The sequence below is a fragment of the Candidatus Aenigmatarchaeota archaeon genome, assembly GCA_016932615.1.
In the GTDB taxonomy this organism is placed as follows: domain Archaea; phylum Aenigmatarchaeota; class Aenigmatarchaeia; order QMZS01; family QMZS01; genus JAFGCN01.
Map to the genome: position 1 here is coordinate 1 of JAFGCN010000010.1, position 17,331 is coordinate 17,331.

At 48.4% G+C, this 17,331-nt stretch carries 20 protein-coding genes; 10 read left to right on the forward strand and 10 right to left on the reverse strand.

Annotation, left to right across the window (positions count from 1 at the left end):
• Positions 1-344: 344 nt before the first annotated feature.
• Together JW727_03155 and argS are read left to right on the forward strand one after the other, a co-directional pair.
• On the forward strand, positions 345-554 hold the full coding sequence (locus JW727_03155; protein ID MBN2095021.1) for a ribbon-helix-helix protein, CopG family: 210 nt from the start codon (positions 345-347) through the stop codon (positions 552-554).
• 90 nt (positions 555-644) lie between these two features.
• Positions 645-2,309, forward strand: coding sequence for an arginine--tRNA ligase (gene argS / locus JW727_03160; GenBank protein ID MBN2095022.1), 1,665 nt, complete (start codon positions 645-647; stop codon positions 2,307-2,309).
• A gap of 26 nt (positions 2,310-2,335) precedes the next feature.
• Here argS and JW727_03165 read toward each other — a convergent pair whose 3' ends face one another.
• Both JW727_03165 and JW727_03170 read right to left on the reverse strand, forming a co-directional pair.
• Positions 2,336-2,929 (reverse strand): hypothetical protein, encoded by a 594-nt coding sequence (locus JW727_03165; GenBank protein ID MBN2095023.1) that lies wholly within the window; start codon positions 2,927-2,929, stop codon positions 2,336-2,338.
• Between the two features lie 295 nt (positions 2,930-3,224).
• Positions 3,225-3,683, reverse strand: coding sequence for a hypothetical protein (locus JW727_03170; GenBank protein ID MBN2095024.1), 459 nt, complete (start codon positions 3,681-3,683; stop codon positions 3,225-3,227).
• 151 nt (positions 3,684-3,834) lie between these two features.
• On the opposite strand from JW727_03170, the gene JW727_03175 reads away from it, so the two are divergent.
• On the forward strand, positions 3,835-4,353 hold the full coding sequence (locus JW727_03175; protein MBN2095025.1) for a hypothetical protein: 519 nt from the start codon (positions 3,835-3,837) through the stop codon (positions 4,351-4,353).
• Positions 4,354-4,608: 255 nt separating this feature from the next.
• Positions 4,609-4,788 (forward strand): hypothetical protein, encoded by a 180-nt coding sequence (locus JW727_03180; GenBank protein ID MBN2095026.1) that lies wholly within the window; start codon positions 4,609-4,611, stop codon positions 4,786-4,788.
• A gap of 46 nt (positions 4,789-4,834) precedes the next feature.
• On the opposite strand, the gene JW727_03185 is transcribed toward JW727_03180, so the two are convergent.
• From JW727_03185 to JW727_03200, 4 genes are read right to left on the reverse strand one after another with little or no spacing between them, the layout of a single operon-like run.
• On the reverse strand, positions 4,835-5,047 hold the full coding sequence (locus tag JW727_03185; protein MBN2095027.1) for a hypothetical protein: 213 nt from the start codon (positions 5,045-5,047) through the stop codon (positions 4,835-4,837).
• A 34-nt stretch (positions 5,048-5,081) separates the two neighbouring features.
• A complete protein-coding gene (locus tag JW727_03190) occupies positions 5,082-5,948 on the reverse strand; it encodes a class II fructose-bisphosphate aldolase (GenBank protein MBN2095028.1) in 867 nt (288 codons plus the stop codon).
• The gene (locus JW727_03195) at positions 5,938-6,912 is read right to left on the reverse strand and encodes a carbohydrate kinase family protein (protein ID MBN2095029.1); all 975 of its coding nucleotides are present in this window, start codon (positions 6,910-6,912) and stop codon (positions 5,938-5,940) included. The genes JW727_03190 and JW727_03195 overlap by 11 nt, the downstream gene beginning before the upstream one ends.
• A gap of 24 nt (positions 6,913-6,936) precedes the next feature.
• The gene (locus JW727_03200) at positions 6,937-7,362 is read right to left on the reverse strand and encodes a hypothetical protein (protein ID MBN2095030.1); all 426 of its coding nucleotides are present in this window, start codon (positions 7,360-7,362) and stop codon (positions 6,937-6,939) included.
• Between the two features lie 61 nt (positions 7,363-7,423).
• On the opposite strand from JW727_03200, the gene JW727_03205 reads away from it, so the two are divergent.
• Together JW727_03205 and JW727_03210 are read left to right on the forward strand one after the other, a co-directional pair.
• Positions 7,424-7,771, forward strand: a complete 348-nt coding sequence (locus tag JW727_03205) for a hypothetical protein (protein MBN2095031.1) — start codon at positions 7,424-7,426, stop codon at positions 7,769-7,771.
• 87 nt (positions 7,772-7,858) lie between these two features.
• Complete coding sequence (locus JW727_03210; protein ID MBN2095032.1) at positions 7,859-8,236, forward strand: hypothetical protein; 378 nt, start codon at positions 7,859-7,861, stop codon at positions 8,234-8,236.
• Between the two features lie 68 nt (positions 8,237-8,304).
• On the opposite strand, the gene JW727_03215 is transcribed toward JW727_03210, so the two are convergent.
• On the reverse strand, positions 8,305-10,125 hold the full coding sequence (locus JW727_03215; protein ID MBN2095033.1) for a hypothetical protein: 1,821 nt from the start codon (positions 10,123-10,125) through the stop codon (positions 8,305-8,307).
• A 57-nt stretch (positions 10,126-10,182) separates the two neighbouring features.
• Positions 10,183-11,634 carry a hypothetical protein gene (locus tag JW727_03220; GenBank protein MBN2095034.1) on the reverse strand — a complete coding sequence of 484 codons (1,452 nt, stop codon included), beginning with the start codon at positions 11,632-11,634 and terminating at the stop codon, positions 10,183-10,185.
• Positions 11,635-11,760: 126 nt separating this feature from the next.
• Between JW727_03220 and JW727_03225 the strand changes: the two genes are divergently transcribed.
• Positions 11,761-12,315 (forward strand): hypothetical protein, encoded by a 555-nt coding sequence (locus JW727_03225; GenBank protein ID MBN2095035.1) that lies wholly within the window; start codon positions 11,761-11,763, stop codon positions 12,313-12,315.
• 17 nt (positions 12,316-12,332) lie between these two features.
• Here the strand turns inward: JW727_03225 and uvrA are convergent, their stop codons facing one another.
• A complete protein-coding gene (uvrA, locus tag JW727_03230; protein ID MBN2095036.1) occupies positions 12,333-15,143 on the reverse strand; it encodes an excinuclease ABC subunit UvrA in 2,811 nt (936 codons plus the stop codon).
• A 120-nt stretch (positions 15,144-15,263) separates the two neighbouring features.
• On the opposite strand from uvrA, the gene JW727_03235 reads away from it, so the two are divergent.
• The 3 genes from JW727_03235 (at position 15,264) to JW727_03245 (ending at position 16,763) form a co-directional block, all read left to right on the forward strand.
• Positions 15,264-15,926 carry a hypothetical protein gene (locus JW727_03235; protein MBN2095037.1) on the forward strand — a complete coding sequence of 221 codons (663 nt, stop codon included), beginning with the start codon at positions 15,264-15,266 and terminating at the stop codon, positions 15,924-15,926.
• Positions 15,927-16,012: 86 nt separating this feature from the next.
• Positions 16,013-16,426: a hypothetical protein gene (locus JW727_03240; GenBank protein MBN2095038.1), complete on the forward strand. Its 414-nt coding sequence runs from the start codon at positions 16,013-16,015 to the stop codon at positions 16,424-16,426.
• A 100-nt stretch (positions 16,427-16,526) separates the two neighbouring features.
• Positions 16,527-16,763: a hypothetical protein gene (locus JW727_03245; GenBank protein ID MBN2095039.1), complete on the forward strand. Its 237-nt coding sequence runs from the start codon at positions 16,527-16,529 to the stop codon at positions 16,761-16,763.
• 20 nt (positions 16,764-16,783) lie between these two features.
• Here JW727_03245 and JW727_03250 read toward each other — a convergent pair whose 3' ends face one another.
• Positions 16,784-17,308 carry a hypothetical protein gene (locus tag JW727_03250; GenBank protein MBN2095040.1) on the reverse strand — a complete coding sequence of 175 codons (525 nt, stop codon included), beginning with the start codon at positions 17,306-17,308 and terminating at the stop codon, positions 16,784-16,786.
• Between the last annotated feature and the right edge of the window lie 23 nt (positions 17,309-17,331).

The following is a 17,331-nucleotide window of genomic DNA, read 5'->3' on the forward strand; positions in this document are numbered from 1 at the left end:
AAGCATGTTGCATCCACTGCCTTCGCATGCCAGAGTCAACCCTAGGGATACCTGTATCACTAGTACTAGCGCTGCCATTTCCAAAATGTTTTTGTTTTGCATATTTTTTTAGAGTTTTGCCAAAAGATTCGGGTTGCCCCTTTAATCTTTAGTTTCTGACTCTTGAATTTACTACACTTTGATTTTATATATTCTCTTTTCAGATTGTAAGCGTAATGTAATTGTTTCGTATATTTAGGTTATTATTTTTAGATACTCATAAGATATAAACGGCTTAGAATATGCACGTATTCCTCAAAAAATCCAATTGTAATGGCTTTATATATTTTACTTATAGTTATTATATGGAAGTAGTTCAAGTTAGGTTACCGGAGAAACTCGTAAAGAAGATAGATGAGCTTGTTGCGCAGGGGTTTTACTCTTCCAGGTCCGACTTCATAAGGACAAAGATCAGGAGGGTTTTGGAAGAACAGTTGGCAAGCCAGAATCATGGCGCCCAGCCGCACACCCAGCAGCGGCTTTTGAGAAGGGATGATGCTAGGGCAGGTATTTGATTGCCTATGGCTTTTTGCCGTTAAAATTCCTTCTCTCTATCACTGGAGAGTTGCGTAGTTCTTACCATATTTTTACTAACTTAGCTTATTATGATTGGCTCAATAATCGATTCCCTGGTTTTGAAGCTGAAACCTGACTTTCCCGGATCCTTGAGGGAGAACTTCCAGTTTCCAGGCAAATTTGGAGACCTTTCCTGCAATATTGCCTTTGCAGCGTCCAAAGCAAGCGGGAAAAGCCCGGCCGAGATTGCAGAGGGGATTGCATCAAAGAGTTCAGGAGACCTGCCCGAGTTTGTCGAAAGAGTGGAGAGCAAGGGCGGTTACGTGAATTTTTTCCTGGATTACTCTAAGCTCTTTGAATCTGTCGTTGCCCCGGAAAAGCGGGCGGCTTCCGGAGAAAAAGTGCTTGTGGAATTTTCAAACCCTAACCCGTGCAAGGCGATGCACATAGGAAACTCCCGGACGACGCTTCTTGGGGACTCGATATGCGAGATTCTTTCAGCGTGCGGGAAAACCGCCATAAGGGCAAACTATTACAATGACCTTGGAAAGCAGTTTGCCAAAGTCCTTTTTGCGGTGCAAAAATATGGCTTTAAGGAAGGCGGCAAGCCCGACCACGAGCTTGCCCGGCTCTATGTGGAGCTTCATAAAGACTTGAAGGAGCACCCCGAATGGGAAGGGGAAATCCAAGTGCTTTTGAACCGGCTTGAGGGAAAGGACCCCGCCCTGGAAACCGACAGAAAGTTCGTCCTCGAAAAGGCAACCCGGGGCTTTGAGGAAACTTACCGAAACCTTGGGGTGAAGTTTGACACTTACTTCTATGAAAGCGACTTTAGGGAAAAAGGGAAGGGGATGGCTAGAGACCTTGAAAAAAAAGGCCTTGCATTTGTTTCGGATGAAAGGACTCTTGTTGCAAACCTCGAAAAGTCAGGGCTTCCAAACACGGTTCTTATCAGGTCTGATGGGACGGGGCTATATATAACTTCCGACCTTGCCCTGACGGTTCACCGCTTTGAGTCACTTGGGCTTGACGAGTGCGTCTGGGTCGTTGGCTCGGAGCAGAACCTGCACTTCCAGCAGCTTTTCAAGCTGCTTGAGCTTTTGGGCTACGGTTTTGCGGACAAGTGCAGGCACATGTCTTATGGGCTTATCACACTTCAGGGCTCGAAAATGAGCTCAAGGTCTGGCGAATTCATCCTTCTTGACGAGGTTGTTGATGAAGTCATCGAGAAGGCAGGAGAAGAGGTCAGGAAAAGGCACCCCCTTCTAGAGGGGGAAAAGCTTGACGAGCTGTCGAGAAAAATCGGGATTGGCGCGCTCAAGTACGACCTTCTGAAGGTCGACAGGAACCGGGGAGTCGATTTCAACCCCGCTAAAGCAGTTCAGTTCGAGGGGAACACCGGGCCATACATTCAGTACATGGCTGTCCGGTGCGGCTCGATTCTTGCCAAAAAAAGCCCTTCCCCGGCTTTCGCAAATGAGAGGCAGTATGTCCTGGGAGAATACGAAAAAGCACTTCTCAGAAAGCTGATGGAGTTTTCCGGGGTCTGCCAGAGGGCGGCTTCGGAGCTTAAGCCAAACCTCATCTGCAATTATGCTTTTGAGCTTGCAACCACATTTTCCCAGTTTTACGAGAACTGCAAGGTAATCGGAAGCGCGGAAGAAGGATACAGGATTAAGCTTGTAGAAAAGACCAAGGCGATGCTTGAGGAGTGCCTGAAGCTTCTCAGAATCGAAGCGCCGGAGATGATGTAACCGGCCAGAGTGGAACTGCGCGTTTGCTATTCGGTATCGAATAATTTGAACGGAATCTGGTACTTATAGGTCTGAATGCTTTCCGGGTCAATGAGACTTGGCGAACATTGAGGCAGGCGGTATTTGTCTATGGAGTCACTGCTTCTCCGAGGTATAAGGATCTCTACGACCTCCTTATCGAAATTTGAGTATATGGAGCTACCGGGTTTTTCAATATCGGCTGTTACTAATTGAGGCTTGTAGAATCTGTCCTTTATGAGGGGCTGGATTGAAAGAGGTTGTACTTCTTCCAGACTAGGTCCTTTGAGTGGATCATAGGTTGGTTCAAGCAAACAAAGCAGATCGAGTTGTTTTAGACCCGGGGGTAATGGTTCCATCATTCTTCCTGTGTACACATTGGCTCCCTCAAAGCAAACACCTTCCCTCAGGATATTCACTGCGTTTACTGCCTCATGTTTGAATTCGTGCGTAACTTGGTTAATCTTTTTTTGCGTCCAGGGAGCAACCTTTCTTCCTCTTGGCTTTTCTAAATCCCACCAGTAGTTGCTATGGTATCTTCTTGGAGGACTCCTTACTCCAGGCCGTATTTTTACAGAGTACCAAATGTCCTCTTCTTTCATAATTACCCTAAGATTATAAATAGGATTTTTAGGGCACCCGTCACTTGGAAGGATATCAAAGCTTCGGGGATCTGGACAAGATTTTGATAGATCAGAAACTGCCACCTCATAAGAGCGCTCATGGAAGTTCCCGGGAAAACAAGTGCCCTTATTTTAAAAGGGTTGGAGATTATTTTCGTTACTGGGCCGTATTACAAAACTTGCTGCATTTATAACGGAAGCTTGAAACCGCAGATAACGCTAGATGGGGTTTAATTTCCGTCCGCTAAAAAGCAAGAGCCCCTGATTTGGAAACCTATTGATTTTCGCTGGCGGAAGCGGTGTTTTCTTGTTTTCTGCCAAAAACCTTTTCCTTTATCTGGTCTCTGTAGGCATAGGCAAGCCCCAGAGTAAGAGCACCCAGGGCAAGGTATTTTGCTTCTTCTGGCATGCCAATTTCCGTAAGGAAAGCGGTTGCTTCTGCTCCATAAATTGGGTAGACTGGAATTGGCACGCCAATTCCAAAATTTCCTTTGTGAACACCTACGCTGGCGGCCAGAAAGCCGTTTGCGCCTGCAAGGACTCCTGCGCCAAAATTCACTCCCCAGTCTTTGTATAAGTCAAGGTAAACACCGGGCCCGACATAGCCGCCAAGCTCGATAGGCCCTACACCAATCAGGCCATTATAGGACTCCTCATTTGTTGCGCTGGCTCCGAGTCCCACCTCATCACGTCCGGAAAAAACCGGGCCAAAATCCAACCCCCACACGAGCATTTACCATATTTATCACCTAAATATAGTAGTAAATGGTAGTATATATAGATTATTGTTCTACAGAATATATTTTTAAGGATAGTTTAGACCTGTCCAGATTTAGCGAAACTGAAGAAACAATTTTTATTGTTAAGTAGTTTAGTATATTTAGATGGCATCGATTTCACAAAGAAGGGTTGATGAGGTTGCTTGGAGGAGCTATTTTTCAGAGCCACTTGTCCCTCCAAAAACTTGGGAGGACCTGGCAGGTTTGGCCAAAGAGTACTGTAAGTCGGGTAGTGTCACCTGCAGCACACCTAATTGGAATTATAGGGGTGGGCTTGGGTTTTACGCAATTAGCGGCGACCTGAAGAATGGCTCCGACCCAAAGCCGATTACAATTATAGGTACGCCTCATGAGTTGGAGGTTGATTCGGGAGGATATGCCCCCGAACTTCTGATGAGCATTTCCAGAGCAGTTGGCTGCAATCCCCACACTCTAGGTTACTGGCCAATAGGAGGCACCGATATATTAAGAGATGAGCCAGAACGAGTGGTTTATGGTGCAGTGTGGGGCTGTGAATCCAGCCCTCTAAAGAAGATTCCAATGGAGCTAAGCCAAGTGCCGCAGGTTACCTTTTCGCCAGGTCTTGAATGCCTGCGTGCGGGTCATCCAAGTTTACGCAGATAGATATTTATATACTTAAACTAAGTAACCCCTTTATGGACGGAACAGTTGAAGTCAGTGCAATACGTTCGACCAGTTCCGGGAGCCCCTTGTTCGGGGGTTGTCCCGTCTGGTAGAGAGATAATCAGTTCTAGCGAAGATCTAATATGCCCCTATTGTATATTCTATAAGGAGTTCGGCATATATAGTCAACCAGCAATAAACCAGGTAATCGGACAAGCTGGGAGCATACTTGGAGGAAATCCCAAGATAGTCTCAATGGACAGAATTGGGCCAGGCCATTACAACATCGGGTTATCGAATGATAAGGACTCAATTGGACTCGGCGTGAACGTGTGCGACTTTAGGGAACCTCTTCGGCCGGGCTATGACGGAAGGCCAGACCCGAAAAGCCCTCCCACAGGCATAGGTTACGACGGAAGGCCTCTAAAAAGGTAGCTTCCCGGCAATTTTTTGATTTTTGATTTTTTAACCCGTTTAGAGTTCAGTATCTTCGCTTGTGTGGCAGGCGCATATCTTTGTTATGGGGGAGTAAGGGTTTATCTACTTCAAGCTCGGGTGGACCTAACTGGTGTGTTTCTGGCAGGTGAAGCGGGCCCTTATATTTTGGGTCAAGCTTGTTTCTATCCGGGTCCAGGTCTGGATTGAAGGGCCCTCTATGTTGCTTTTTCTTCCCTAAATAAAAATCCTCAACCATAATTTGCTTTTTTCTGTTCTCTAGAATAGACCCCTTACTTCTTCCCGCCAAACATCGCCATTTTTGCCTCAACGGCTTTCCTGACCTCCTCGACCGCCAAAGGCATGATTATCGGGGGGGCAACTTCTCCGGCATTTATCTTCATGCTCTTTTCAACTGCGCTTCTCCAGGCAAACCGAAGCTCAGTGTTGACATTGATTTTGGTGATGCCTTCGCTTATCGCCTTTCTGATTTGCCCTGCTGGAATCCCGGATCCGCCATGAAGTGTCAGGAAGGCGCGACCCCTTAGCTCCTTGTGTATGGCTGAGAGCCGCTTTATGTCGAGCTTTGGCATCTGGGCGCAGACGCCATGCACATTTCCAATTGCTATTGCCAGCAGGTCAACTCCGGTTTTTTCTATAAAGCCCTTTGCTTCTTCGGGGTGGGTCATGTCCTCGGGGCGGATTTTCAGGGCTTCCTTGTGTATTTTGGATGAGCCCCCAAGGTAGCCGACTTCTCCTTCCACAATGACTCCTTTTTTGTGTGCGTATGCAACAACTTTCTTTGCGATTTTGATGTTCTCGTCCAATGGCAGCTTCGAGCCGTCAAAGTGCACCATTTCGTAGCCGGCGTCAACTGCTCCCTTTATGTACTCAAAGGACTTTCCGTGGTCCTGGTTTATAATCAGGGGGCAGCCAAGCTCTTTTTCGGCTGCAGTCTTCAGGGCATAGGAGTAATCAAGCCCCAGATACCTGCTTTCAGCTTCTGAGGTCTGGACAATGAAGGGTTGGCCGGTTTTTTTGCCGGCAGCGATAATGCCTTTGAGCTGTGAAACTTCAGAAAAATTGAATGCTCCGACTGCCACGCCCTTCTTTCTTGCCTTAAGAAAGATAGCCTTCTTTTTATTGAGTTCAGCGGACATAGTTATACTTTGCGTTTTTCATATATTTGATAGCTTCTTTCTCTGTAGGAAGGTCGGTGCTTGCCCCAGGAGTCAAAATGTTCAGCGCCGCAACTGCGCCCGCAAACCTGACCGCTTCGAGCGTGTTAAATCCCCTGGCCTTTGCATGAACAAAGCCAGCGGTGAAGCTGTCCCCTCCCCCGGTGGTGTCCACAACTTTCACCTTGAAGGCAGGCACGTGAAAGGCCGCTTCCTCATCATAGACAATGCAGCCCCTTACATCAAGCGTGACAATTATCGTCTTTGCCCCGTAGGACTTTAGCTTTTCAAGGGCGGCCTGCGGGCTGTTGCAGCCAGTAATCTTCTGTGCTTCCTTTCCGTTCATTATAATCACCTGGCTCTTTTTCATGACGTATTTCAGGGCTTCCGGCTGATGGTTTACCATGCTGATGCTTGGGTTTGCGACTATCTCTATTTTTCTTTTTTGCGCCTCGTCCACGAGCCGCTTGGTGATGCGAACATTCTCCGGGCTTATCATGCTTGTAATCACAACTGTTCCGATTCCATTTAGTATTTTTGAGTTTAGCTTTTCCTCACCCAAATAATCATTTGCGCCTCTGTAGGTAAGAATTGTCTTTTCGCCCTCGTGTATGAGGACAACGGACATCCCGGTCATGTCCTTTACCTTGGAAACGTATTTTGTGTCTACATTGTAGGTCTTGAGGTTTTGAATTGCCATTTCTCCATACGGCTCATCTCCGATGCAGGCAAGAATGTAGGTCTTGCTGCCCAAGGACGAAGCGTTTGCGGCGACATTATGGGCAGAGCCCCCGATGTCAAAAGTAAACTCCTCGACCTGAAGCTTGGAGTCAAAAGGAAAGCAAAGGTTTCCGTTAACGACCCGGAACTGGTCCGGGGAATGCATGATGAGGTCAACAATAACTCCCCCCACGGCTAAAATTCCCTTCCCCTTTGGGGCTGGCATAATAGGACTAGTATGCTTTTTAAGCTATATTTTTTGCTTGTCAAGCCGGGACAAGACAATCCCTCCCGCCAGATACTGGGCAAGAACGCTTACAGTCCAGCTCAAAACCAGGGCTGATGAGACATTGAATGTGCTTAGTGTCATAAGCATTCCCGGGATGCCGAATATTGCCCAGATGGCAAGGCCAAACTTTGCGCCTTTCTTCAGAGTACTTTTGCCTTTGATAAAGCCCCTGCCGTAATTCCAGACAAAGGCGAGTAGAAAGCCCATGAGAAGGGGGTGCAGGTACATGTAGTACATTGCGGGGTCTGACAAAGGCCTGAAAATGGCTTCGTTTTGGTATTCCAGAGCGAGTTCCGGAAAAGCTGCCGAACTGATAAAGCCGAACGCCATCATAACCGCAAACATCGAGATTCCCGCAAGAATTCCCTGAACAAGGAAGCTCCTCATAAGCTCTTTTGTTTTGCTAGCAATATATACAATACCTTCGTTCTAGATTATGGGGTCGGGCATGGTTTTTTTCATTTCAGTAATTTCACTTGTGGCTCTGATGGGTTTTGCTACGGTGGTTCTCAAGTGGGGCAGGAAATCGAGGCCGGACTACCATACTCTTTTTCTTGTAGGCCTCCTGTGGATTCCCCTGGGCATGGCTGCTTCTGACCTGCTCCTGACCCTCCTGGGAGTGGTTCTTATAGGAATAGGCGCCTCAAAGAGAAGCCAGTGGATTTACATTCCAAAAAAGGGAAAGCGGCTAACTGCCGAGGAGAAGAGGGAGATTTTCTATGCACGGCTGATTGTGCTGGCTATGGCTATTATCGGCATCGCGTCTTTCTATCTTTTTGAGTGGGGCCTGATTTGATTTGTTGCCGTTCTGGATTTGCCTTCTGCTGGCTTGTAAGTTCTCCGCCAATAATCTGCAATATATACCCCGCGAAGCCATACAGTTATGGCAGAAGTACCCTGGCTTTTGGTGGCAATTCTGACACTTCTGGCGGTTCTTGCAGTTGCAGCAGTCATTTTCAGAAGGAAGGACAACTCCCCGCCGGACTACTACTCTTTTTTCATAATGGGCATTGTCTGGCTTGCGGTGGGGCTTCCTCTGGCGATATTCTCCTCAAGCTACGCGCTTCTCCTGATGGGCATAATCTTTACGATAGTAGGCCTTGGCCACAGGGACGAGTGGAAAAAGAACCGGAAAAAATGGGAAAAATTAAAGCCCGAAGAAAGAAAGACCTGGATACTTGTCCTGGCTCTGCTGGGGTTTATTGTGCTTCTGGCCTTTATCGCCTTTGTTGTCTTCAGGTGGAATCTGGTCTTGTTTTAGCTTTTATCCTGGAGAGATTGGCAGAGCAGAGGAAAAATCAAAAAAATCAAAGAAGTGCCCTTGGCAGTCTAGTTGGTTCCCGTAAACGGCAGGATTAAAAATGGCTGCGTGTATGTTGCGGTTGGTTTCACTATGCTGGCTCTTATGCTGCTGATTATGCCAAACACGTTGTCAAGTGATAGGGCTGAGCTAGTGGCTTGGCAGCTGCTGAGGGATGTGTGGGTGGTCCAGCCAGAAGGAGCGCTGCACGGGTTTCCGTAAAAGCAGCACTTTCCTGTAGTGGGGTTTTTGGCATAAACCCTGTATTGGGCACAACTGGTCCCTGGCCTGAGGGTTTTTGGCGCAGGGCACTCTACCTTAGAGGTGCAGTCTGCAGGGCAGTTGCACTTGTTTTCTTTTCCATCACAGACCCCGTTTCCGCATTTTGTAGTGCAGACATAGCCAGTCCACCCGACTTTTGGCCTGCAGTTGTTCGAAGGGTCGAGAGTTAAGCTCAGTGCCTGAAGTCCTCCACAGCAAGGAATTGGCTCCGGGCTGTAGGGCGTTACCGCCGCTCCCCAGGTTTGCCCTTCAGTCAGGCATTCAGTCTCTCCGCAATCCTCCGGACAGTTGCACTTGTTTTCATAGCTTGTTCCACAGTCCATGCCTGGAGCGCAGTCAAATAGAGAGGCGCAGATTCCGTCACCGCAATACTCGCAGTACCTTCTGCTGTCATCGGTTCCGCCTGTGCAGACACCTGTGGCGGGGTCCGGGAAGTCATTGCTGATTGCAGTAAGCCCTGGGCAGCAGTTCTCCTCACCGTAATAGGTCACGCCTCCCTGCGGCACGCACTCGCTTGCCGGGCAGTCAGCAGGGCAATTGCACTTGTCTTCGCCTGCGCCGCATACTCCGTTTCCGCACGAGACGTCCCAGCCCTCAACACAAGTCCCTCTTGACCCGTCATTTGGTGCCATGCAGTATCCGTTAACCGGGTCGAGAAACGCATTTGGCTTTATTCCCGCGGTCGGGCCGCAGCATTCGGTCGGGCCAAAGGAGACAATGCCATAGACAATTTCCCCATTCTCCGCGCATTCTGTTTCACCGCAATCCTGCGGGCAGTTGCAGACATTTTCAATGCTTTCGCATATGCCATTCCCGCAGTTTATGCATGTTCCGACTGGTGAGCCTGCCGCAAGTCCGGTTTCAACGCATACGCCGTCGACGACCTTTCTCGTGTCCATCCCGCTCATCCATTCGGTAAGCCCCGGGCAGCAGTGGTCCGGGTATTCAGAGAATACCATCGAGAAGTGCTCCCCCTCTTCTGCGCATGCAGGTGTATCTGTGCAGTCTTCAGGGCAGTTGCACTTGTTCTCGCCAAGTCCGCAGACACCGTTTCCGCAGTTGGCGCAAATGCTTGCCCCTACACAGAACTCCGGGCAGTTTCCTTCAGAGTCCGGCTGGGTGCAGCTGATTTTTGACAGGCCGGCGCAGCACTCGGGCGCTCCCGGAACGACCGGGACAGACTCGCCTTCCTGTGCGCAGGTTTCCGGGTCTGGAACGCATCTTGCCTGGGGGTTGCAGCTTTCACCGCAGCCGTAATATTCTGCATGGTAGCCGGATGCACAGTCGATGTTTATGCTTTGGCAGGAATCGCCAAGGCAGCAGGAGTTTCCTCTTTGCACGCACTTTGGTTTTTCAAGGCAGGTTGGGCAACTAGGGGTTGTGTCAGGCCATTGAAAAGTTGAGCCACCGCCAGCAATAGAAGGTAATCCCGGGTTTTCAAAGTCAATTCCTGTCTTCCAGCACTCGCCTGTGAGTGGATTTTTTGGGCATTCGGCAAGGGCCAGGGAAACTACTGAGAACATCAGAGCCATTGAAATTACTAATCCTAGATAGTTTTTGCTTTTCATAAGCTAACTGGCAGGAGGTATATAAATGGCAAACTGTGGACGGCCGCTTCGGATTGTTTAGGTTGCCTGTAGGTCGGCGATGGCGCTTTCTGTTGCCACGCAGCCCCTCAGAAGGTCCTTGCTGCACTGTTCGAGAAGAGGGCATTTTCCACCGTCGCTCATGAACTGCGGGCAAGGGTGGAGGAGGGACAGGTCTTCGGTTTTAATCGCCTTTTCGAGGCTGTCCAGTATTGAGCGGGCGTATTTCAGCACCCCGTTTATGTTGTTGAACGTAACTTCATACGCCCTGATAGAGTCGCCCATTTCAGGGTAGATTGCAAATATCATGCCCCGGGATTTTCCGTAGGCAGCGCAGGTTATGGCAAGCTCGGTCAGGTGGTAATCTCCAGGCCTTGTTGCCTGCTTTTTGTCCTTGACAGAGCTAACCTTTACGAGGTAGGGCACGATTTCCCCGTTTTCCTTCCCCGAACTTTTGAGCTTCATCCACTTCTGAGGGATTCTAAGCCGCTTTTCCTTCATCTGCCCAGCCACTTCCCTGATTTCCTCGTTTGTCGGGTTTAGGGAGAGCTTTCGTATCACATTTCCCAGGGATGCCAGGTATTCTTCTTTTCTTGGGTCAGATGTCCAGTTTGAGGAGTCTTCAAGGTCTTTATGGGCAAGGTAGGCCTTTCTTGGCGCAATTACGTCCCTTATCGAAAACGTGCTTCCGTCTTTTTGGGCGTTTTTGGCCTTTTCAAGTTCGCTTGTAAACTTCTCATCAAAGGAAATTTCAACTGCTTTTCTCAGGCTGTCTGTGGAAAGTGGCTCGCGCTTTGAGCACTCGCATATTCCCTCGTCGCAGTATTCGCAGCCGCTTTCGTAATACCTGCACCGGCCAAGCATCGAGGAATTGTCTTCGGCAATTGCTTTTTTCAGCAAACCCAGCCGCCCTTTTAGGAGCGTCTTGATGCGCCCGTGGTCAAGGATAGTTATTTTGAATGCCCTTAGTTGGTAGGGCTTCGTGTTGTTCATGAATACGAGGTAATTTTCTTTTGGGTTGTCGGGGTGGAGAATGGAATAGAAGCAGAGCTGCTCCAGGTCCTGGGGGTACTTTTCAAGTATCGTTTCAGCGCCTTCGGGGAGCGCGTCTTTTGTCTTGAATTCGACTATGGACTCGCCAATGCGGTAGTCCACGCTGCCCCTGACTCCTGGAATATCCACCCAAACTCCGTCAAGAACGCCTTCTTCTACGGAAAAATCAGGAAGGGAGCGAAACCAGGAGTTTGCAATTCTTTCGAGCCGCTTTCCAAGCAGGAGCTTTCGGTTCACCTTGTCGGTCTTTTCGACCTGGCTGTGCTTTTGCTCCCAGTAGAACTTTGCCGGGTTTGCAGCGTGGGTTACATAGAAATAATTCTTTGGAATGGCCCTTAGCCCCTTTTCTGCCTTAAGCTTTTGCTTCAGGATGGCTGATAGCGACTCCTCGACACGCGCATCTTTAACAAAACTCGAGATATTCCTGAGGATGGACATCTATAATAACTTCGGATTTAAGGTATATAGTAGGATTGCGGGTGCAGGGATTAATCAATAGATAGTCAATTCCTGCTATTATGCACAGGAACTTTCTCTGTGTATAGAAATACTTCTAATACTCTTATGGGTTTTAAGGACTTATGCGTGAAGCTTGGCTCTCTTTTCGTAAAAAAGAAAGTCCGCATTTCTGACATTGACAAGAAAAACATCACGACAACTGTTGACAACATAATGAACAAGGGGACCCTTGTGACTTCGGAGACCGGCTCGGTCAATATAAGCTTGACTCGAAAGCCCCCCGAGGAGACAGACAAACTTGAAAAGCTTGCAGGGATGTACGTGCCAGACACTGAAAGAAAGGAGTTTCTGGGGTTTGTAATCGAGAAGATTACTTCCAAGGAAGACGTTTACATAAGGAACGCTTTTCTTGACCTGGCGGACTTCGAGTGGAACGAGAATTCGATAAGGCAGAATGTTTCCACCTGGCCGCTTGTGATGAACCACTTTCTCATGCTCGGCCAGTCCATGCCATCTGAAACCAGCGTTGCAGTGATAAGAGGCAAGCTTCAGATTGCCCCTGATGAAGCAGACTTCCTTGCAAAAAAGCAGATTATCTTCAAAAAGTGGAAGGACGAGCTTTGCGGCAGGGCTCGAAGGGCAAAGGAGCGGCTTAAGTAAGTGTGCCGATAAGCGGATTATTTTTCCAAAACTTCCTTTAGGTATTTCCCAGTATGGCTCCTGGAAACATTTGCCACCTCCTCAGGCGTCCCCTCTGCGATTATCTCTCCGCCTGCATCTCCCCCTTCGGGGCCGAGGTCAATAATCCAGTCAGCGGACTTTACGACGTCGAGATTATGCTCGATTACGACAACCGAGTTTCCTTTCTTTACAAGCTCCTGGAGCACATCAATGAGCTTTTTTACATCGTGGAAGTGAAGCCCCGTTGTCGGCTCGTCAAGAATGTAAAGAGTCCTTCCGGTTCCCCTTTTTGACAATTCCCTTGTGAGCTTTATTCTCTGGCTTTCCCCTCCAGAAAGAGTTGTGGAGCTCTGGCCCAGCTTAATGTAATCAAGCCCAACCTTTACGAGGAGGTCCAGCTTGTTTTTTATCGAAGGAATGTTCTGGAAGTGCTCTCTTGCCTCCTCAATAGTCATGTCCAGGACGTCAGCAATGTTTTTTCCCTTGTACTTTATCCCAAGGGTTTCTGCATTGTACCTTTTTCCCTTGCACTCCTCGCACTCGACATAAACGTCCGGCAGGAAGTTCATCTCGATTTTTATGAGCCCGTCCCCGGAGCAGGCCTCGCACCTGCCGCCACGGATGTTGAAGGAAAACCTTCCTGGGTCGAAGCCCATCAGCTTTGCTTCAGGCGTTCCCGCAAAAATCTTCCTTATCTCATCGAAGACTTTCGTGTAGGTTGCAGGGTTGCTTCTTGGAGTCCTTCCAATTGGCGACTGGTCGATTACGATCACCTTGTCAATTTCCGTATCAGCTTCAAGTTTTTTGTGCTTGCCTGGAAGCTCCTTTGAGCCGTAAACCTGCTTCATCATCGCCTTGTAGAGCGTCTCGTTTATGAGGGTGGATTTGCCGCTTCCTGATACCCCAGTTACTCCGGTAAGTACGCCAAGTGGGATTTTTACGTTAACATCTTTCAGGTTGTTTTCGCTGCAGCCAAGAAGCTTTATGAAGCCCTTTGGCTTTCTTCTGCTGGCAGGAACCTCTATTTTAAGCTTTCCTGAGAGGTACTGCCCGGTAAGCGAGTTTGGGTTTGCCTCCACCTCTTCAGGGGCTCCTTTGGCAACTATCTCCCCGCCATGCCTTCCTGCTCCAGGCCCCATGTCGACCAGGTAGTCCGCTTTTTTCATGGTTTCCTCGTCATGCTCGACGACTATTACCGTGTTTCCGATATCCCTCAGACGGCAGAGCGTTTCTATGAGCTTTCTGTTGTCTCTCTGGTGAAGCCCGATTGACGGCTCGTCAAGGATATAGAGGACTCCCATCAGGTTTGCCCCAATCTGGGTTGCAAGCCGGATTCTCTGCGCTTCTCCACCCGATATCGTCCCCGCGCTTCTCGAAAGCGTGAGGTAGCCAAGCCCAACGTCACTTAGGAACCTGAGGCGCTCCCTTATTTCCTTTAGGACCTGCTTTGCTATTTCCTGCTCCTTTTCGGTAAGCTTTAGCCCTTCAAAAAAGCTTATGGCGTCCTTTATGGATAGGTCGGTTGCGTCAATTATCGAAAGCCCTCCCACCTTTACGGCCAGGACTTTTTCCTTGAGCCGGCGGCCCTTGCAGACAGGGCAGGGGGAGACGCGCATGAACTTTTCAAGCTCGCTTCTCCTGTATTCTGATTCGGTCTGGTGGTACAATCTGTCTGATTGCGGGATAAGCCCTTCCCAGCTTCCGCTGTGAGACCAGTAATCTTCGCCGCCGTTCATTTTCATGTTAAACCTGATTTTGTCGTTGCTTCCGTACATAAGGGCGTCGAGTTGCCCTTTTTTGAGCTTCTCTATTGGCGTAAAGATGTCAAAGCCGAGGTGCTTTGCAACTGCTCCAAGGTGCTGGATTCTCCACCCGTCGACCACATTCCGGTAAAGGGCAATCGCCCCGTCGGCAATCGAAAGGGACTTGTCGGGGATTATAAGGTCTGGGTCGAATTCCATCTTTATGCCAAGGCCGTGGCATTCCTCGCAGGCGCCAAAGGGCGAGTTAAAGGAAAACATTCTTGGCTGCAATTCCTCGAAGGCAAGCCCGCATACTGGGCAGGACCTTTGAGATGAATAAAGCGTTTCCTTTCCCTTTTCATCGAGGACAATTATAAGCCCGCCGTCAGACTTTTTGAGCCCATTCTGGACTGCTTCTGCCAGCCGGGCAGTTTCGCTCGTTTCTATTCTGTCAAGGACAATTTCGATATCGTGCTTTACGTACCGCTCCAACTTTATTTTTTCGTCAGTCCGGTAGATTTTCCGGTCAACCCTGACCCGGGAGTATCCTTCCCGGTTAAGCTCGGCGATAAGCTGCTCGTAAGTGCCCTTTTTCTGCCTTATGATTGGGGATAGGAGAGTTACCGTTCCCTTGTGCTCCCCGGCGATTCTCTGGGATATTTTCTGCGGGGACTGGGACTCTATCCTTATGTTATGAACCGGGCAGTAGGGAACGCCCACCCTTGCAAAAAGAAGCCGGAGATAATCGTAAATCTCGGTTACTGTTCCGACAGTGCTTCTCGGGTTCTTGCTTGTGGTTTTCTGCTCTATTGAGATTGCCGGGGACAGGCCGTCAATCGAGTCAACATCCGGCTTGTTCATCAGCCCCAAAAACTGCCTTGCGTAAGCCGACAGGGACTCGACATACCTTCTCTGCCCCTCCGCGTAGATTGTGTCAAAGGCCAAAGTTGACTTCCCGGAGCCGGAAAGCCCGGTTATGACGATAAGCTTGTCCCTTGGAAGGTCAATACTTATGTCTTTCAAGTTGTGTTCCCTTGCGCCCCGGACCGAAATGAATTTAGCCATATCCAAGTTTAGTAAAAGAATGCCTGACTTTTATATTCATTTTGTAAGCTTAAATACACCTGGAGATATTGCTATCTTATCAAAGTGATAACTATTTATAGAGGGGAGTTATATACTGATATGGTGTCAGATTTTTCCGAAGGGGATGGAGTGGCCACGCAGGCATATTTTTCTGGAGAGACCGGCTTTTCGGGCTCTGAAGGCACGGTTTTGATTGATTATCCCTGGTATCAACTCAAGGCCAGAGAAGAGTTTTTGGCTCAGAAGAGGAATTATGTGTCCGATACCGCGAAAATAGGCGCAAATGTGGTTATTGAGAATTCTTATATCGGCGAAAATGTAAGGGTAAGGGAAAATTCGGTAATAGAAAATTCTTATATTGGGGATGATTCTATGGTAGGTAACTTTTCGCTGGTCCGGGATTCGATCCTTGGCGCGGGCTGTATGGTTGGAGCTTACGCTGAAATTGCAAGATCAGTTCTTAAGGATGACGTAAGCATGCATTCTGGCTATATTGGGGATACTTTGGTTGGAGCCCACTCTAAAATCGGGGGAAGCTTTGCAACTGCGAATGTCCGGATTGACAGGGGGGAGATTTACTTGGATTTGGATGGAACCTCTGTAGGGACTGGCCGCCGCTCGTTTGGCAGCATTATTGGCGAAAACGCGCGATTTGGGGGCGGTGTTGTGATCATGCCCGGTATCATCATAGGAGACAATTGCACAATTGGGCCGGGGGTGATGGTAAGGGCAAACGTTCCTGAAGGGACAACTTTGTACTGAGCTAGTGGCTGATCCAGTAATATTGTTACTCTTAACTGGTAACAAAAGTATTTATATGTACAGTACTATTATATTTAGGTGGTAAGATGATTGACTACGATGCTTGTCGGGAGGAATTCAACCTTATGGATAAGGATCAGAGAACTCTGTTATTTAATGGTGTGAATACCTTACTTGGGGCTTGTGGAGAATGTAAGGCCCGGCATGGAAAACCAGTGCATTCAATGCTGGGCGCGAAGAAGTTTCTTGACCCTCATGAAATATCTTATAGCGGTGATTTTGGTAGGGTGGTAACCACCCTTTTGGACTACCAATTGCCTCCAAATCTCAGGGGGTTGGTTAATGAGCTCAGGATGAACCACTTGAATTACGATCCTCTAGCCTGCCAAAAGAATTTTAAAACGCTCGGCGAGATATATGGTACCCTGGAGCCAGTGGCGATGGGCTGGAATAACTCTGGCAATGGCTCTAAACATAACCTCGATCCTTCAAACAGGTGAAACTATGGACGCCGAAACGTACGGAGGGGCTGAGGGGTATTCCCAAAATCAGGAGGAAAGCTATGCAGAAAAGTACGACCTGAAAAACCTTGCAATAAGCATGGGAATTGACGCGCTTGGCATGGCAAGCTATCTTTTTCCCGGAATCGGGGAAACCTCAGACCTTGCATTTGCCCCTCTTCAGGCGTACTGGATTAAGAGGACTTACGGGTCTTCATCTCTTGCAGCCCTTGGTTTTGGAGAGGAAATACTGCCTGGAACCGACATAATCCCGACCTGCACAATCGCCCACATTATGCACTACAGGGACTCAAAAAAGCGAAAAAGCCGAGAATAAAGAGTAAATTTCGGGTTTTTTTAAGGCAACTCTTTTTTCTTTCTCTGGTATTTTTTATTTGCAATGCTCCTTTTCTCCCTGTGTTCCGGGTCGCTTCGGTATTTCTCTACTTGGCGGTTCCTGCGCCGTTCTTTTTCCTTTAGGTAAGCATCGGGGTGAGTATATCTGTAAACAGTATCGGGGTTGACGCCAAGCTCAGAAGCAATCAAGCTATGGCTCTTTCCATCCAGAAGCCCCCCGGCAATTTCCCAAACCAGGTTCTTTTCTAGGCCCGAACCTTGGGGAGAATAGGCAAAAGACAATATTCTGTTTATCTTTTCATAGGGGGGCTTTTTTTGCTCCAGATAAAGTTCAGGATTGGTGTATTTATGAAGGAGCCGGTCTATATTCCGGCCATTTTTCCTTTCAAGTATCCCTTCGGCAATTTCCCCCACTCTTTTCTTATCAAGGAAGAAACCTTTGGGAGAATAGGCAAAAGAAACCATTCTCTCTATCGTTTCGAGGTCTTCGAAAAATCTCCGGGGATAATTAGGTTTGCGTCCCATTTTACTCACAAATAGTGGTATTT

Excerpts from the sequence above, each read along its gene's own strand:
- JW727_03155 (MBN2095021.1), top strand. The coding sequence starts at position 345 with ATGGAAGTAGTTCAAGTTAGGTTACCGGAGAAACTCGTAAAGAAGATA.
- argS (MBN2095022.1), top strand. The coding sequence starts at position 645 with ATGATTGGCTCAATAATCGATTCCCTGGTTTTGAAGCTGAAACCTGAC.
- JW727_03165 (MBN2095023.1), bottom strand. The coding sequence starts at position 2,929 with ATGAAAGAAGAGGACATTTGGTACTCTGTAAAAATACGGCCTGGAGTA.
- JW727_03170 (MBN2095024.1), bottom strand. The coding sequence starts at position 3,683 with ATGCTCGTGTGGGGGTTGGATTTTGGCCCGGTTTTTTCCGGACGTGAT.
- JW727_03175 (MBN2095025.1), top strand. The coding sequence starts at position 3,835 with ATGGCATCGATTTCACAAAGAAGGGTTGATGAGGTTGCTTGGAGGAGC.
- JW727_03180 (MBN2095026.1), top strand. The coding sequence starts at position 4,609 with ATGGACAGAATTGGGCCAGGCCATTACAACATCGGGTTATCGAATGAT.
- JW727_03185 (MBN2095027.1), bottom strand. The coding sequence starts at position 5,047 with ATGGTTGAGGATTTTTATTTAGGGAAGAAAAAGCAACATAGAGGGCCC.
- JW727_03190 (MBN2095028.1), bottom strand. The coding sequence starts at position 5,948 with ATGTCCGCTGAACTCAATAAAAAGAAGGCTATCTTTCTTAAGGCAAGA.
- JW727_03195 (MBN2095029.1), bottom strand. The coding sequence starts at position 6,912 with ATGCCAGCCCCAAAGGGGAAGGGAATTTTAGCCGTGGGGGGAGTTATT.
- JW727_03200 (MBN2095030.1), bottom strand. The coding sequence starts at position 7,362 with ATGAGGAGCTTCCTTGTTCAGGGAATTCTTGCGGGAATCTCGATGTTT.
- JW727_03205 (MBN2095031.1), top strand. The coding sequence starts at position 7,424 with ATGGTTTTTTTCATTTCAGTAATTTCACTTGTGGCTCTGATGGGTTTT.
- JW727_03210 (MBN2095032.1), top strand. The coding sequence starts at position 7,859 with ATGGCAGAAGTACCCTGGCTTTTGGTGGCAATTCTGACACTTCTGGCG.
- JW727_03215 (MBN2095033.1), bottom strand. The coding sequence starts at position 10,125 with ATGAAAAGCAAAAACTATCTAGGATTAGTAATTTCAATGGCTCTGATG.
- JW727_03220 (MBN2095034.1), bottom strand. The coding sequence starts at position 11,634 with ATGTCCATCCTCAGGAATATCTCGAGTTTTGTTAAAGATGCGCGTGTC.
- JW727_03225 (MBN2095035.1), top strand. The coding sequence starts at position 11,761 with ATGGGTTTTAAGGACTTATGCGTGAAGCTTGGCTCTCTTTTCGTAAAA.
- uvrA (MBN2095036.1), bottom strand. The coding sequence starts at position 15,143 with ATGGCTAAATTCATTTCGGTCCGGGGCGCAAGGGAACACAACTTGAAA.
- JW727_03235 (MBN2095037.1), top strand. The coding sequence starts at position 15,264 with ATGGTGTCAGATTTTTCCGAAGGGGATGGAGTGGCCACGCAGGCATAT.
- JW727_03240 (MBN2095038.1), top strand. The coding sequence starts at position 16,013 with ATGATTGACTACGATGCTTGTCGGGAGGAATTCAACCTTATGGATAAG.
- JW727_03245 (MBN2095039.1), top strand. The coding sequence starts at position 16,527 with ATGGGAATTGACGCGCTTGGCATGGCAAGCTATCTTTTTCCCGGAATC.
- JW727_03250 (MBN2095040.1), bottom strand. The coding sequence starts at position 17,308 with ATGGGACGCAAACCTAATTATCCCCGGAGATTTTTCGAAGACCTCGAA.